Source organism: Nonomuraea sp. B5E05, assembly GCF_039880665.1.
Classification (GTDB): Bacteria; Actinomycetota; Actinomycetes; order Streptosporangiales; family Streptosporangiaceae; genus Nonomuraea.
The window spans coordinates 14,487-29,033 of record NZ_JBDPMJ010000034.1 but is presented as its reverse complement, the minus strand read 5'-3'; the positions used below and the strand labels follow the sequence as shown (position 1 = coordinate 29,033).

General features: G+C 70.8%; 15 protein-coding genes. 7 read left to right on the top strand and 8 right to left on the bottom strand.

All coding sequences use genetic code 11. From position 1 onward, the window contains the following. Positions 1–44 precede the first annotated feature (44 nt). The 3 genes from ABGB01_RS39800 to ABGB01_RS39790 are packed head-to-tail and all read right to left on the bottom strand — an operon-like array spanning position 45 to position 2,324. Positions 45–587, bottom strand: coding sequence for a GNAT family N-acetyltransferase (locus tag ABGB01_RS39800; protein ID WP_347778972.1), 543 nt, complete (start codon positions 585–587; stop codon positions 45–47). Between the two features lie 21 nt (positions 588–608). After that, complete coding sequence (locus ABGB01_RS39795; RefSeq protein ID WP_347778970.1) at positions 609–1,667, bottom strand: quinone-dependent dihydroorotate dehydrogenase; 1,059 nt, start codon at positions 1,665–1,667, stop codon at positions 609–611. Between the two features lie 6 nt (positions 1,668–1,673). Beyond that, a complete protein-coding gene (locus ABGB01_RS39790; RefSeq protein ID WP_347778969.1) occupies positions 1,674–2,324 on the bottom strand; it encodes a response regulator transcription factor in 651 nt (216 codons plus the stop codon). Positions 2,325–2,343: 19 nt separating this feature from the next. On the opposite strand from ABGB01_RS39790, the gene ABGB01_RS39785 reads away from it, so the two are divergent. The 3 genes from ABGB01_RS39785 to ABGB01_RS39775 all read left to right on the top strand — a co-directional run bounded on the left by ABGB01_RS39785 (position 2,344) and on the right by ABGB01_RS39775 (position 4,785). Beyond that, positions 2,344–2,718: a tautomerase family protein gene (locus tag ABGB01_RS39785; protein WP_347778967.1), complete on the top strand. Its 375-nt coding sequence runs from the start codon at positions 2,344–2,346 to the stop codon at positions 2,716–2,718. 39 nt (positions 2,719–2,757) lie between these two features. Then, entirely contained in the window at positions 2,758–4,137 is a 1,380-nt protein-coding gene (gene lpdA, locus ABGB01_RS39780; RefSeq protein WP_347619513.1) for a dihydrolipoyl dehydrogenase, read from the top strand. Between the two features lie 156 nt (positions 4,138–4,293). Next, positions 4,294–4,785, top strand: coding sequence for a hypothetical protein (locus ABGB01_RS39775; protein WP_347778966.1), 492 nt, complete (start codon positions 4,294–4,296; stop codon positions 4,783–4,785). Positions 4,786–4,792: 7 nt separating this feature from the next. Here ABGB01_RS39775 and ABGB01_RS39770 read toward each other — a convergent pair whose 3' ends face one another. Beyond that, the gene (locus ABGB01_RS39770; RefSeq protein ID WP_347778965.1) at positions 4,793–5,653 is read right to left on the bottom strand and encodes a fructosamine kinase family protein; all 861 of its coding nucleotides are present in this window, start codon (positions 5,651–5,653) and stop codon (positions 4,793–4,795) included. An 80-nt stretch (positions 5,654–5,733) separates the two neighbouring features. Between ABGB01_RS39770 and ABGB01_RS39765 the strand changes: the two genes are divergently transcribed. Then, complete coding sequence (locus tag ABGB01_RS39765; protein WP_347778963.1) at positions 5,734–6,585, top strand: alpha/beta hydrolase; 852 nt, start codon at positions 5,734–5,736, stop codon at positions 6,583–6,585. A gap of 64 nt (positions 6,586–6,649) precedes the next feature. Then, positions 6,650–7,270: a TetR family transcriptional regulator gene (locus ABGB01_RS39760; RefSeq protein ID WP_347778962.1), complete on the top strand. Its 621-nt coding sequence runs from the start codon at positions 6,650–6,652 to the stop codon at positions 7,268–7,270. 201 nt (positions 7,271–7,471) lie between these two features. Here the strand turns inward: ABGB01_RS39760 and ABGB01_RS39755 are convergent, their stop codons facing one another. After that, positions 7,472–8,683 (bottom strand): FAD-binding oxidoreductase, encoded by a 1,212-nt coding sequence (locus ABGB01_RS39755; RefSeq protein WP_347619518.1) that lies wholly within the window; start codon positions 8,681–8,683, stop codon positions 7,472–7,474. A 287-nt stretch (positions 8,684–8,970) separates the two neighbouring features. Here ABGB01_RS39755 and ABGB01_RS39750 point away from each other — a divergent pair, with 287 nt between their 5' ends. Next, a complete protein-coding gene (locus ABGB01_RS39750) occupies positions 8,971–10,569 on the top strand; it encodes an AAA family ATPase (protein ID WP_347778961.1) in 1,599 nt (532 codons plus the stop codon). A gap of 83 nt (positions 10,570–10,652) precedes the next feature. Here the strand turns inward: ABGB01_RS39750 and ABGB01_RS39745 are convergent, their stop codons facing one another. From ABGB01_RS39745 to ABGB01_RS39735, 3 genes are all read right to left on the bottom strand, one after another. Next, the gene (locus ABGB01_RS39745; protein WP_347778960.1) at positions 10,653–11,240 is read right to left on the bottom strand and encodes a class I SAM-dependent methyltransferase; all 588 of its coding nucleotides are present in this window, start codon (positions 11,238–11,240) and stop codon (positions 10,653–10,655) included. Between the two features lie 159 nt (positions 11,241–11,399). Further along, the gene (locus ABGB01_RS39740; protein ID WP_347778959.1) at positions 11,400–12,032 is read right to left on the bottom strand and encodes a response regulator transcription factor; all 633 of its coding nucleotides are present in this window, start codon (positions 12,030–12,032) and stop codon (positions 11,400–11,402) included. Then, entirely contained in the window at positions 12,029–13,078 is a 1,050-nt protein-coding gene (locus ABGB01_RS39735; protein ID WP_347778957.1) for a histidine kinase, read from the bottom strand. The genes ABGB01_RS39740 and ABGB01_RS39735 overlap by 4 nt, the downstream gene beginning before the upstream one ends. 100 nt (positions 13,079–13,178) lie before the next feature. Between ABGB01_RS39735 and ABGB01_RS39730 the strand changes: the two genes are divergently transcribed. After that, positions 13,179–14,537 (top strand): alpha/beta fold hydrolase, encoded by a 1,359-nt coding sequence (locus ABGB01_RS39730; protein ID WP_347778956.1) that lies wholly within the window; start codon positions 13,179–13,181, stop codon positions 14,535–14,537. Positions 14,538–14,547: the final 10 nt, after the last annotated feature.

The window sequence follows — 14,547 nt, the reverse complement described above, 5'->3', positions numbered from 1 at the left end:
AAGGCCGGGCGGGCGCTTCCGGGACGGGCTCGCCGGGCCGCCGGTCAGAGGGCCGGGCGGTCGTTGAGGATGCGCTGGAAGAGCCGGTGGTCCTGCCAGTGCCCGTCGATCTCCAGGTAGCGCGGCGCGGTGCCGTAGAGCTCGAAACCGGCCTTGCGGAGCACGCTCTGCGAAGCCACGTTGTCGAGCAGGGTGCCCGCCGCGATCCGGTGCAGGCCGAGGTTCTGGTCGGCCATCCGGCACACCTCCAGCACCGCCCGGGTGGCCAGGCCGCGTCCTGTGCAGCCGGCGTCGATCCAGTAGCCGAGGTCGGCGCTGAGCCACGGGCCGCGCACGATGTTGCTGAGCGTCATGCGGCCCACGACGCGCTCGCCGTCGGCGAGCAGCCACGGCATCGCCCGGCCCTGCGCCTGCTGCGCGAGCAGGTCTTTGAGCCGGTGGACCTGGCCCGGCAGGGTGAGGAACTCGGCCGGCCGCCGGGGCTCCCACCGGCGCAGATGCTCGCTGTTGCGGACGTAGGCGTGAAGCAGGGCCTCGGCGTCGCGTTCGGCGGCCGGGCGCAGGACGACACCGTCTGTGAGGGGCACCTCTGGAATCACCGTCACAGCCTAGTCTCGGGCGGTGCGGCCGATCGCGTCGGCGATCGACGTCATGCCGTGGCGGCGCACCCGGCGGGAGAGCTGCCGGTGGATGCGCGAGGCCCACAGCGGGCCGCCGTAGATCCAGCCGGTGTAGCCCTGCACCAGCGTCGCCCCGGCCAGGAGCCGCTCCCAGACGTCGTCGGCGTCCTCCACGCCGCCCGCCGAGACCAGCGTGAGGCGGTCGCCCACCCTGGCCCGCAGCCGCCGCAGCACCTCCAGCGAGCGGGCCTTGAGCGGGCGCCCGGACAGCCCGCCGGTCTCGCCGCCGTGCCTGATCGTGGTGTTGGTCGCGATGATCCCGTCGAGGCCGAGCTCCACCGCCAGGTCGGCGACCGCGTCGACGTCCTCGTCGGCGAGGTCGGGCGCGATCTTCACCAGCAGCGGCGTGCGGCGCGGCGTGCTGTCGGCGACCTCCTTGACCGCGGTCAGCAGCGGCCGCAGCAGGGCGACCGCCTGCAGGTTGCGCAGGCCGGGGGTGTTGGGCGAGCTGACGTTGACCACCAGGTAGTCGGCCATGGGGGCGAGCTCCTTGGCGGCTGTGACGTAGTCGGCCACCGCCTCGGACTCGGGCACCACCTTGGTCTTGCCGATGTTCACCCCGATCACGACCGGGACGCCGCGCGGGCGGCGCAATCTGCGGGCCGCGGCCGCCGCGCCGGCGTTGTTGAAGCCCATCCGGTTGATCACCGCCCGCTCCCGCACGAGCCTGAACAGGCGCGGCCTGGGGTTGCCCGGCTGGCCGTGGGCGGTGATGGTGCCGACCTCGACGTGCCCGAAGCCGAGCGCGGCGATGCCCTCGGCGCACGCGGCGTCCTTGTCGAATCCGGCGGCCAGCCCGAGCGGGCCGGGGAAGTGCACCCCGAACGCCGTCACCCGCAGGGCCGGGTCGTGCGGCGCGAACGCCCGGTGCAGCAGCCGCTTGAGCAGCGGCAGCCGCGCGAGGAGCGCGAGGGCGCTCACAGTGAAGTGGTGCACGGCCTCGGCGTCGAAACGTCGCAAGACCTGCGTGAACACGAGGCGATACATCACGGGTCAGGCTACCAACCCGGCCTCGTAGGCGATGATCGCGGCCTGCACCCGGTTGCGCACGTCGAGCCGGGTGAGGATGGCGCTGACGTACGCCTTCACCGTGCCCTCCACGATGTGCAGCCTGCGGGCGATCTCCGCGTTGGACAGGCCGGCGCCGAGCAGGGCGAGCACCTCCCGCTCGCGGTCGGTGAGGCTCGCGACGCGGTCACGCGCCTCGGCGCCCCTGGCCATCCGGCCGCCCGACAGCTGAGTGATCACCCGATGGGCGACCTTGGGCGACAGGTACGCGGCCCCCTCGGCGACCGCGTGGATCCCGGCGATCAGCTCGCGCGGGTCTCCCGACTTGAGCAGGAACCCGCCGGCTCCCACGTCGAGTGCCTTGGCGATGTAGTCGTCCTCCCCGAATGTGGTCAGCATCACCACGGCCACGCCCGGCGCGGCCCTGCGCAGCTCGGCCGCGGCCGCCAGCCCGTCGAGCCTGGGCATGCGGATGTCGAGCAGCGCCACGTCGGGCCGGTGGCTGATGGCCAGGTCGACGGCCTGCCTGCCGTCGGCGGCCTCGGCCACCACCTCGAGCGACGGGTCGGAGGCGAGGATCGCCCGGACGCCCGCTCTGATCATGGCCTCGTCGTCGGCGAGGAGTATGCGGATCACGCCTTCTATATTGGCCCCCATGGCACAGGTGAAGGTCTATGGGCGCAGGGACGTGTGGGCGGGCCGGCAGCGTGAGGTGTCGGACCTGGTGCAGTCGTGTCTGGTGAGCGCCTGGGGGTTGCCCGAGGAGAAGAGGTTCCACCGGTTCGTGCTGCTGGACGCCGACGACTTCGTCTGCCCGCAGCGGAGCGAGCGCTACCTCATCATCGAGGTGGTCTGCTTCACCGGCCGCAGCGACGACGCCAAGCGGGCGCTGATCCGGGAGATCTACGCGAAATCCGGCTATGATCCCGAAGACGTCGAGATCACCATCATCGAGATGCCCAAGGTCAACTGGGGCATTCGCGGAGTTCCCGCTGACGAGCTCGCTCTGCCGTACAACGTGGAGGTCTGACGTGTGGGGTGACGGCGGCCGGACGGTATGGTCCGACTCATGAGCACTCACTATGACGTCGTCGTTCTCGGCGCGGGTCCAGGAGGATATACGGCCGCCGTCCGCGCCGCCCAGCTCGGACTGCGGACCGCGGTCGTCGAGGAGAAATACTGGGGTGGCGTCTGCCTGAACGTGGGCTGCATCCCCTCCAAGGCGCTGCTGCGCAACGCGGAGCTCGCCCACATCTTCAACCACGAGGCCAAGACCTTCGGCATCAGCGGCGAGGTCAGCTTCGACTTCGGCGCGGCCTTCCAGCGCAGCCGCAAGGTGGCGGACGGGCGGGTCAAGGGCGTCCACTACCTGATGAAGAAGAACGGCATCACGGAGTACGACGGCCGGGGCACGTTCCTGGACGCCAACACCCTCCAGGTGAACGGCGAGACGATCACGTTCTCCCACTGCATCATCGCGGCCGGGGCCACCACCAGGCTCATCCCGGGCACGCAGCTGTCGGAGCGCGTGGTGACGTACGAAGAGCAGATCCTCACCGAGAACCTGCCGGGCAGCATCATCATCGCGGGCGCCGGCGCGATCGGGGTGGAGTTCGCGTACGTGCTGCACAACTACGGCGTCAAGGTGACGATCGTGGAGTTCCTCGACCGGGTCGTGCCGCTGGAGGACGAGGAGGTGTCGGCCGAGCTGGCCAAGCGCTACAAGCGGCTCGGCATCGAGGTGATGACCTCCACCCGCGTCGACGGCATCGAGGACACCGGCTCCTCCGTCAAGGTCACCGTCACCAAGGGCGACCAGACGCAGGTGCTCGAGGCCGACAAGGTCCTGCAGGCCATCGGTTTCCAGCCGCGCGTCGACGGCTACGGCTTGGAGAAGACGGGCGTGGCGCTGACCGACCGGGGGGCGATCGCCGTCGACGGTCGCTGCCGGACCAACGTGCCGCACATCTTCGCCATCGGCGACGTCACCGCCAAGCTCATGCTGGCGCACGCCGCGGAGTCCATGGGCATCATCGCGGCCGAGACGATCGGCGACGCCGAGACCATGGAGCTCGACTACGTGATGATCCCGCGGGCGACCTACTGCCAGCCGCAGGTCGCGAGCTTCGGCTACACCGAGGCGCAGGCGCGCGAGCTGGGTTACGACGTGAAGGTGGCGAAGTTCCCGTTCACGGCCAACGGCAAGGCGCACGGGCTTGGCGACAGCGCCGGCTTCGTCAAGATCATCAGTGACAACACGCACGGCGAGCTGATCGGCGCCCACCTGATCGGGCCCGACGTCACCGAACTGCTGCCCGAGCTGACCCTGGCCCAGCAGTGGGACCTGACGGTGCACGAGGTCGCGCGCAACGTGCACGCGCACCCGACGCTCGGCGAGGCGGTCAAGGAAGCCGTGCACGGCCTGGCCGGACACATGATCAACATGTAGGACCACCGGAGATCGGTACGGCGGGCCGCCGTACCGATCGGCTGGTGCAGCGGCGTTTTCTCACCAGATCTTCAGAAACCATCCATTTTCCTCCCAGGATGCCTGGAGAGTTTTGGAGTCGACCGAAGACCTCCTTCGCATCGGACGGTGTCCCGTATGACCTCCACCCCCGCCGAAGACACCACTGTGCAGTCGGCCCGCCGCCGGCGTGCCCCCGCCGGCCCTTCGCTGCTCAGGCTCGGCCTGCTCGCCCTGGTCGCGATCGGCATCGCGGGCGCGGCGGCCGAGCTCGCCTTCGAACGCCACTGGGGCAGCCCGACGCAGCTGATCCCGTGGGTGACGCTGGCGCTGCTGACGGTCGCGCTGGTGCTGGTCGCGCTCCGCGACTCCCCCGGCACGCTCACCGTGGTCCGGGCGCTCGCCCTGATCGTGCTGGTCGCGGCGGCGTACGGAGTGTTCACCCACGTGTCCGTCAACCACGGCATGGGCGCGATGGACCCCGCGTGGGACTCGCTGTCGCCGCTCGCCCAGTGGTGGTCGGCGCTGACGAAGTCGGTCGGCAACGCGCCGCCGCTCGCGCCCGGCATGCTGGCCCAGAGCGCGCTCCTCCTCCTGCTGGTCTCGACGGTCCAGCGGCCGGCGAAGTGAGCCGCCGCTAGGCGAACGGCGCGATGATCTCGCGCACGGCCTCGGCGCACTCGGCGGCGTGGTCGTCGTGCGCGATGCTGCTCAGCAGCTCCCGCAGGTGGAACAGGGGCAGGCGGTCCCGCCAGCCGCCGTCGAGACCCGCCGCGTCCGCGTACACCTCGAAGAAACGGTCGGAGGCGGGCGGGCGCGGCGAGCACCACAACATGCTGAGGTCGGCCTCCGCCCAGCTGTAGGAGACGGCCGGGTCGATCAGCGCCGGGCCGCCGGTCCGGCCGGAGAGGATGTTCTCGCGCCACAGGTCGCCGTGCGTCAGCACCGGCGGCCGTGGTGGCAGCAGGTCGGGCAGGGCGGCGCAGAGGCGTTCGAGCGCGCGCCGTTCGGCGGCGTCGAAGGCGGCTTCCACGAGTGGTTCCGGGAGCCAGCGCAGGATCCGGCGCCGCGCGAAGAAGGCGTGCCCGTCGGTGTCCCATGTGTTGTCCTGCCGCAGGCGCCCGAGCCAGCCGTCCCGGTGCCAGCCGAACCGGTCGCTCCGCGTGGTGGTGTGCAGGTGGGCGACGGCACGGGCCAGCTCTTCCCAGAAGCGTGCGTCGTCGTCGCGGCGCGGCGGTAACGGCTCCAGCACGAGCAGGCGGGGCGTGACCGCCAGCACCTCGGGAGTGGTGACGCCGCCCATGGCACGCAGCACGCGCAACCCCTCCGCCTCGACCTCGAACAGGTCGGGGACGTCGGCGCGCAACGTCTTGGCGAACACGCGGGAGCCGTCGCGCAGGGTCGCCAGCCCGGCCAGCGCCACCACCCCGCCCTGAGCGGCCTCCGCCGCCACCGCGTCGAATCCGGCCGTACGCAGCAGGTCGAGAAGAAGGTCCATGACCCCATATCCAACCCGAACCGGCTATGTTGGTCACATGACTTGGTCACGAGACCAACATTTGCGGAGAGGAAGCCTCCATGCGCGTCACGGTGAACGGCACGTCGTTGTTCGTGGACGTCGAGGGCCCCGCCCTCGTGCCCGACGGTGACACGATGCGAGACAAGCCCACACTTCTCCTGCTGCACGGCGGCCCGGGCCACGACCACTCGATCTTCAAACCGGCGTACGGGCGGCTGGCCGACCTCGTCCAGATCGTCTACGTCGACCAGCGCGGCAACGGCCGCAGCCAGGACTCCGACCCTTCCACCTGGCACCTCGACCAGTGGGCCGACGACATCCCCGCCCTGTGCGACGCTCTCGGCATCACCAAGCCGATCGTGCTCGGCTGGTCATTCGGCGGCATCGTCGCCATGCACTACGCCGCCAAGCATCCCGATCATCCCGCGAAGCTGATCCTGCAGAGCACGATGGCCCGCATGGACGTCGACCAGGTCGTCGAGGGGTTCCGCGCGGAGGCGGGCGAGGCGGCGGCGCTGGCGGCCAAGGCGTTCCTCACGGAAGGCACGCCTGAGACGTTCGCGGAGTTCGGGCGGTTGTGCGCGCCGTCCTACAGCCCGGATCCGGCCTTTCCCTCCTTCGAGGACATCCAGGCGATGATGCGGATGATCCCCAACCCGGAGCTGACGATGAGGTTCATGTCGCGGGAGCGGTTCGACCTGCGGGGCGAGCTCCGCGACGTCCGCTGCCCGGCGCTGGTGGCGGCGGGCGCGCGCGATCCGATCACACCACTCGCCTCGGCGCGGGAGATCATGACCGGCCTGCCCGCAGGGGCACGGCTGGAGATCTTCGAGAAGTCGGGCCACTTCATCGCCGACACGGAGGGCGAACGGTTCTTCGCGCTCCTGCGCGCCTTCATCGAGGCACCATGACGATCTGCGGCCGCGTTCAGCGAGACATGACCACCTTCCCGGCCGCGTTCAGCGGGGCGCCGCGATGACGTACGTGTCCGCCGACGAACGGCGGCGCGTCATCGTCGACGCCGCCGTCCGCGTGATCGCCACCGAGGGCCTGGCCCGCGCGACCACCCGCCGCATCGCGGAGCAGGCGGGGGTGCCGCTCGGCACCCTGCACTACTGCTTCCGCAACAAGGACGAGCTCAACCTGCTCATCCTCGGGCGCGGCCGCGCCACGATGCTGGCCGCCTTCGAGGAGCTCGACCGGGGGGCCGGGTTCGAGGTGACCGTGCGCGAGGTCGTGGCGACGTACTGGCGGTGGATCCGCGACCACCACGGGCTGCATCTCGCGCTGATGGAGCTGCTCATGTGGGCCATCCGCAACAAGGAGGCGGTCCTCCCCGGCCGGGACGTGTGGGCCGAGGTCAACGCCCAGCTCGGCGGTGACCTCATCGACTCCGCCCTGACCGCCGCGGCGGAGCGGGACGGCCTGCGCACGGCCGTGCCGGTGCCCGAGCTGGCCCGGTTCCTCATCCACCGGATGGACGGCCTGGTCTTCGAGTTCGCGGAGACGTCGGACGAGACGAGCTGCGAGCGGCAGACCCTCCTCCTGGCCGACGCGCTCGTCCTCCTGGCCCTGCCGCGCCAGGGTTCGCGGTAGGCGAGCCTTGGTGGCGACGGTCGTGCGAGCTCCGCGCGTGAGCAGAACGAGAAGGGGTGCTGAGTTTCGACAGGGAGGCTCCACGAGCCTTAGTGACATGTCCCGATCCGGCCGCGAACGGTGGCGGCCTTGCGCTCCACGCTAGGAGCACCGAACCGCCATCGGACCCCGCAGCCGGAACCTGACCCAAGGCGCCTTAGTTCACTCGGAGAATCGGTGTTCCGGACCATTGAGTGTGGGGCGGGTGGGTGAGAAGGGTTCCAGCACGTCGGGGATGTGGCGGTCGATGACCGCCTGGGCCAGTGCGTACCCGAGGAAGGCGGCGAAGGCGAGTCCGTGCCCGTTGCAGCCCACTGCGAACCAGGCACTGGGCACATCGGGTACCGAGCCGGCGATGGGCATCTGATCGGGGGTGCGGGCCATCGCCCCGGCCCAGCGGGTGGTGACAGGCGGCAGGTCTAGTTCGGGAAACAGGCCGGGCAGGACCCGCTCGACGGCCGCCTGCACCTCATTGGTCGGGGTTTGTGCGGTGGTGGCGAAGCCGACGTCGAGGTCGCGGCGACCGCCGATGATGATCTGACCGTCGGCGGTTTGCCGCCAGTATTCGCCGGTCGGGCTTACCGAACCGCCGGTCGGCACCCGGAACACCGGTGCGGCGGGCGCGTAAGCGAGCATCTGGGCCCGCGCCGGAGTGACCAGCCCAGCCGCCTGCGGCACCAGTGCGGGGGTCCAGGCGTTCACTGCGACGACAGCCGCCGCGCAGCTCAACGGTCCGGCGCTGGTCTGCAGTTGGATCCGGCCATGGTTGCGGGCGATCGACCGTACCTGGACACCGCTCATGATCTGAGCACCACGCCGCCGGGCGGCCTGTGCCAGCCCGGCAACCAGCCGCATCGGATTGACCGACACTGCGTCCGGCTTGTACAGCCCACCGCTGACATGCGCGGCGACCGGCGTACCGATGAATCGGCCGAGTTCCTCCCGCTCCACGACGTCGATCGGGAACCCGTCAGCCGTGAGAAGCTCGGCCCGCTTGCGGGCGGCGTTCCCTTGCGCCTGCCCGAGCGCGAGGCTGAGCTGGCCGTCGGCCGACAGTTCGCAGTCAATGTCTTCCTTGGCCACCAGTTGGCGTACCAGCGCGACATTGCCGATGGTCGAGCGGTGCACCTCGCGGGCCTGAGTACGTCCGAGCATCGCGACGGCCTGCTGATATGGCATGGCCAGACCCGGCCCCACGAAGCCGGCGTTACGCCCACTCGCGCCGGCACCGGGAACGCCCGCTTCCAGCAGCAGCGGATCCAGCCCGGCCTCGGCCAACCAGTACGCGGTACTGACGCCGAGCAGCCCGCCCCCGATGACCACCACCTCGGCCTTTCCAGGTAGCCACCCCGAACGGGCCTGCCAGAAGGACACCGAGTCGGAAAGTGATGCTGGTGATGACATCATCCCAACCACTTCGCCACGCAACGAATCACACCGCCGCCCGGGCCGCCCTGCGGCGCTCACCGTTCTGTCGTATCACTTCGCCGTTGCCTCGCCCAGCCCGGAGGCTCTCAGATCGTGTGGCGGCTTCCGCCCCATTGGATCGTGTACTGCGCGCGTCGTGAGGTCGCCACCCGGCGCAGGATGTCGCGCTCCATTTCCAGCTCCCGGATCCGGGCCTTCGTGTCCGCAGCTCGCCATGCTGGCAGAATGTGACCGTGCCAACACCCCGAGCGAGATATTTCAACACCACCGGCCCCTGCGAGCCGCAGCTCCACTACATGCTGCCCCCCGCACCACGGCTGCCCGAGGCGCGGACGCTCATCGAGATGGACCGCTACTTCGTGCTGCACGCGCCCCGGCAGACGGGGAAGACGACCATGCTGCGCACCCTCGCCTCCGATCTGACCGCCGAGGGCGACATCGCCGCTCTGTCGTTCTCCTGCGAGCGCGCCGGGACCGCCGGCGATGACATCGGCGCCGCGGAGACGATCCTGCTGAAGTCCCTGCGCAGGGCCGCCGACTTGTCGGGGTGGCCCGAGGACCTGCTGCCGCCGGACCCCTGGCCGCAGAATCCGGTGAGAACCCAGTTCGGTGAGGCGCTGAGCGCGTGGTGCAGCCGCTGCCCGCGCCGGGTGGTGCTGTTCCTCGACGAGATCGACGCGCTGCAGGGCGACAGCCTGGCCAGCATCCTCAGCCAGCTCCGCGACGGTCACAACATACGGCCAGATGGCTATCCGTTCCCTGCGTCGGTGGTGCTGTGCGGGTTGCGCGACCTGCGCGACTACAAGGTCGCCTCCGGCGGCCACCCCACACGATTCAGCCCGGCCAGCCCGTTCAACATCCTCGCTGACTCACTGCGCCTGGACGACTTCACCGCCGACCAGATCGCCGAACTCTACGACCAGCACACCCAGGCGACCGGCCAGGAGTTCACCAAGGACGCCGTCGACCGGGTCTTCGAGCTGACCCAGGGACAACCCTGGCTGGTCAACGCCCTCGCCCACGAGATCACCTTCAAGATGAAGGTGACCGGCACCATCACCACCGGCCAGGTGGACGACGCCAAGGAGCGGCTGATCCGGGCGCGCGCCACCCACCTGGACTCCCTCGTGGCCCGGCTGCACGACCCCCGGGTCAAGCAAGTGATCGAACCGATCGTGGCCGGCACGTCGCCAGGCACGGACGTCGCCTTCGACCATGCCGCCTCCTACGTGCACGACCTTGGCCTCATCCGGGGGACCAGAGACCTGGAGCTCGCCAACCCCATCTACCGGGAGGTCCTGCTCCGGGTGCTGGGCGACCGCACCGAGCGGTTCGTACGCGCCGACCCGCACAGCTTCGTGCTCCCCGACGGCCGGTTCGACCTGCCACGCCTGCTGGAGGAGTTCGTCGTGTTCTGGCGCGAGCACGGCGAGGTCCTCATCCAGCAGGAGGGCTACCACGAGGCCGCCTGCCAGATCATCCTCATGGCCTTCGTGCACCGCCTGGTCAACGGCGGCGGCCACCTCGACCGCGAATACGCCGCCGGCACCAAACGTCTCGACGTACTCGTACGCTGGCCCTACCCCGGCCCCGACGGCGGGCGACTGATGCAACGCGAAGCCATGGAACTGAAGGTGTGGCGGCCAGGCGCGGACGACCCGAAGCCCGAGGGCCTGGCCCAGCTCGACCGCTACCTCGACCGCCTCACCCTGCCCACCGGCGTCCTGGTCATCTTCGACCGCCGCCCCGAAGCCCCACCCTGGAAGGAACGCGGCGGCTTCGACCTGGCGACCACCCCGTCCGGCCGCCAGGTCACCGTCCTGCGCGTGTGAGGGGTGTCCTCGGCCGGCCGCCTTCGAGGAGTTCGACCGGGTGACCTCATGGCCGACGCGCTCGTCCCCCTGGCCCTGCCGCGTCAGGGTTTGCGGTAGGCGAGCAGGTATCTCCAGAACAGCAGCCGCCGCAGGCGGAAGCCGGGCAGCAGGACGCCCGCCTCCTGCTGGATCTCCGCCAGCGTCATCTGGGGGTGCGCGACCGGCGCGGGGGACGGCTCGCCCCGGCCGGCCATGGCGAGCCTGGCCGCCGCGTTCACCGGGACGGCGGCCAGGCTCCAGGCCAGGTCGGCGGGGGTCGACTCGCGGTAGCAGCCCAGAATGGCCAGCACGCCACCGGGGGCGAGCGCGTCGCGCAGCGTGGCGACGGTGCCGAAGGGCACGTGGTGGATGCTCGCCAGGCACGAGATGTAGTCGTAGTGGTCTTTGGGCAGCGGCGTCTCCGTGATGTCGGCGCGGCGGAAACGCGGCCCGCCACGATCCTGCGACGCCGCGACGGCGGTTTCGATCACGCGTGCCGACGGGTCGACGGCGTCGACCTCCATGCCCAGCTCCGCGAGCCGCCGCGCGAAGCGTCCTGTGCCGCATCCGACGTCGAGCGCGGTGCGGCTCTCACGGGGGACCAGGCTGAGGAGCATCCCGTGATAGTGATCATTGTGATCGAAGGCCATGGGTGAACTCTGCCAGATTCGCCACAACGCGAGGAGCAGGTTCGGCCCGAGGCGCGATGGACGCGTGACCGGCCTTTTTCCGCCCTTACCCCGGCGAAAAGAAAGCTTGCCGAAAATGCCTCTCGAAATTGCCGAAAGGGCCGTTCGGCAGATGAAACATCAGGAGGCGGCGTCGCGGAGCAGCAGCGCCGCCTGGACGCGGTTCGCGCAGCCGAGCTTGGTCAGGATGCGGCTCACGTAGGTCTTGACCGTCGCCTCGCTCATGTGGACACGCCTGCCGACCTCGGCGTTGGACAGCCCTTCCGCCACCTGCCGGAGCACGTCGAGCTCGCGCGGGGTGAGCGCGGCGAGCCGCCGCTCGGCGTCGCGACCGCGCTCGCCCGCGCCGAACGCGACCATGCCCAGCACGTGCCGCGTCACCTCGGGCGAGAGGTACGCCTGTCCCGCGTGCGCGGCACGCACGGCTCTAATCAATTCCGCCGGCTCACAATTTTTGAGGATAAATCCGGAAACGTTCCGCTGGAGCGCAAGCCGTACGTTCTCCTCGTCGCCGAACGCGGTCAGCATCACCACCCGCGTCTCCCCCAATTCCGCCGCCGCGGCCAGCCCGTCGAGCACCGGCATCGCGATGTCGAGCAGCGCCACGTCCACGTTCAGGCGGCGGGCGGCGAGCACCGCCGCACGCCCGTCGCCCGCGCACGCCACCACCTCGATGTCGCCCGCCGACTCCAGAACGGCGCGGATGCCGGCCGTGATGAGCGGCTCGTCGTCGGCGATCAGCACCCTGATCACGCCGGCGCCCCCACCGCGTCCTGGGCCAGCGGCAACATCGCGACCAACCGGAACTCATGCGGCTCCGCGTGCACCCGCAGCAGCCCGCCCGCCGCGCGCACCCGCTCGGCCAGCCCGGCCAGCCCGGCGCCGCCCGACGTCGCCTGCCCGGTGCGGGTGACGGCCGGGTTGGCCACGCTGACCAAGAGGGCGTCGGGCTGCCAGTCGAGCGACACGCGGATCGGCGCGCCGGGCGCGTGCCTGGCCGCGTTGGTCAGCCCTTCCTGGACGACCCGGTGGGCGGCGTGCCCGGCGTCCGGCTCCGCGAGCGGCGCGGCCGAGCCGGACCGCTCGACCGTCACCGTGAGCCCCGCTGCCGCGGCCCTGGCCACGAGCTCGTCGATGCCCTCGACGCCCGGCCGGTCCGCGTGGCGCAGCGCGCCGACCACCTCGTGCAGCTCCGCCATGGCCGTACGGGCCGTGCCCGCCAGGCTGCGTACGGCGCCGCGCTGCTCGGCGGGCAGAGCGGCGACCTCCAGCGCGGCCGCCTGCACGGAGACCAGGCCGAGGAGGTGGCCGAGCGAGTCGTGCATGTCGCGGGCGATGCGCAGCCGCTCGCGCAGCCGCTCGCGCTCTGCGGTGAGCTCCCGTTCCCTGCGCTGGTGCTCGCGTTGCTGGGCGAGGTAGCGACCGGCCAGCACCGGCAGTGCGGTCAGGACCACGACGCGGGCCAGCACCACGAACGGCTCGGCCGCGAGCGAGGCACGCTGCGCGATCATCAGGAGCACCCCCAGGTGGGCGACGGTCGCGAGGGACGCCACGATCATGTCCCGCCGCGCGGACATACGGTGTCCGGCCTGGTAGCCGGTGCAGACGAGCAGGGCGTACGAGCCGCCGGTCTGCAGGGCCAGGGTCAGTGCGACCAGGAACGCGGCGAGCGGCCTGCGCGGGGACGCCGCCATGGCGAGGGCCGTCACCACGGCGTAAGCGGCCAGCGCCCAGCCCTCCGCCCTGTCCAGCCACAACAGCGCCGTATCGGCGGCCGCGACCGCCACAACCCAGGCCATACGCCTCACCCTACTCATCGGCTTACGTCAACTTTGGAGAACAACCTCCAGCGACTTCCGGCGGCAGACGGGCGGGCCGTACGGTTCGTAGCGTGCCGGCGTGATCCGAACTCTGCTGGCACTCACCGTGCTCACCACACCCGCCCCGGCCGCGCAGGACCTCCAGTGGGTCGCCTGCCCGGGGGACACCGAGTCCGAGCTCCAATGCGCGGACCTGCCCGTCGCGATCGCCCCCGGCAGCGACAGGAAGCTCACCCTGAAGGTGGCCCGGCTGCCCGCCACCGGCGAGAAGAAGGGCACCGTAATGATCAACTTCGGCGGCCCGCAGGGGGACCAGATCGCCATCATGCGGTCCTGGGGGAAGATCTTCGCCAAGATCCGGAAGTCGATGGACGTCGTGACGTGGGACCCGCGCGGCTACCCCGGGCTCGGCAAGCCGGTGCTCCAGTGCGACTGGAGCCCGCTGCGCACCCCCGCCTTCCCCGACGACCAGGCTGGGCTGGACAAACTCGCCGCCGCGAACAAGGCCAGAGGCGACCGGTGCCGGAACACGGATCCCGAGCTCTTCGACCACATGGACTCCGCGAGCGACGCCCGCGACGCCGAGGCCATCCGGCGGGCACTCGGCGAGGACTCGATGAACTTCATCGGCACCTCGTACGGGGGCACCATCGCCCAGGCGTACGCCCGGCAGTTCCCCGAGCGGGTGCGGACCATGTACGTCGACGGCACCGGCAACCACAGTGCCCGGAACTGGGAGCGCGAGCTGACCGCCATCGCCCGCGACAACGAGCGGCTGATGGACCGGTTCTTCGCCTGGGCGCCCAAGGGCACGGAGCGGCGCTGGCGAGAGCTGGTGGCCAGAGCCGACAAGGAGCCGATCTCCGCGCCGAAGGTGAAGGCCCGCTACGACGGCACGCAGCTGCGCTTTCTCGCCACCCAGAAGGGAAAGCGCGGCCCCGCCGAGTGGGACGCCCTGCTGGCGGCCATCAAGGCGGCGGAGGGCGGCGACGCCTCGGGGTTCGCGCCGGGCGGGCGGGAACCGTACCCCGCTCTCATGGGCGGCGGCGTGAAGGAGTGCCTCGACTTCCCCAGGCCGGAGAGCCAGCGGAAGCTGGCGCGCACGGTCGAGCGCCTGCGGAAGGTCGCTCCCAGCACGGGGGCGACGTTCCCGCTGATCTGGCACGCCCCGCTCACCTGCGCGGGCTGGCCCGCGCCGGTCGCCAACCCGCCGAAGCCGCTGCCCCGGAAGTTGCCGCCGATGCTGGGGGCCGGGACGTGGCTGGACTTTGCGCCGACGTCACGGGTGGTCGAGCAGGTCAAGGGCAGCCGGATGATCAAATTTGACGGCCCTGGGCACAACCTCTTCGCCGCGATGGCGAACGCCTGCGTCATCGACCACGTCAGCGCGTACGTGACCACGCGCAGGCTCCCGCCGCGCAACACCGAGTGCGCCTGACCCCTCCGGG

Coding starts and splice junctions, on each gene's coding strand:
- ABGB01_RS39795 (WP_347778970.1), bottom strand. CDS start 1,667: ATGTATCGCCTCGTGTTCACGCAGGTCTTGCGACGTTTCGACGCCGAG.
- ABGB01_RS39785 (WP_347778967.1), top strand. CDS start 2,344: ATGGCACAGGTGAAGGTCTATGGGCGCAGGGACGTGTGGGCGGGCCGG.
- lpdA (WP_347619513.1), top strand. CDS start 2,758: ATGAGCACTCACTATGACGTCGTCGTTCTCGGCGCGGGTCCAGGAGGA.
- ABGB01_RS39775 (WP_347778966.1), top strand. CDS start 4,294: ATGACCTCCACCCCCGCCGAAGACACCACTGTGCAGTCGGCCCGCCGC.
- ABGB01_RS39770 (WP_347778965.1), bottom strand. CDS start 5,653: ATGGACCTTCTTCTCGACCTGCTGCGTACGGCCGGATTCGACGCGGTG.
- ABGB01_RS39765 (WP_347778963.1), top strand. CDS start 5,734: ATGCGCGTCACGGTGAACGGCACGTCGTTGTTCGTGGACGTCGAGGGC.
- ABGB01_RS39760 (WP_347778962.1), top strand. CDS start 6,650: ATGACGTACGTGTCCGCCGACGAACGGCGGCGCGTCATCGTCGACGCC.
- ABGB01_RS39745 (WP_347778960.1), bottom strand. CDS start 11,240: ATGGCCTTCGATCACAATGATCACTATCACGGGATGCTCCTCAGCCTG.
- ABGB01_RS39735 (WP_347778957.1), bottom strand. CDS start 13,078: ATGGCCTGGGTTGTGGCGGTCGCGGCCGCCGATACGGCGCTGTTGTGG.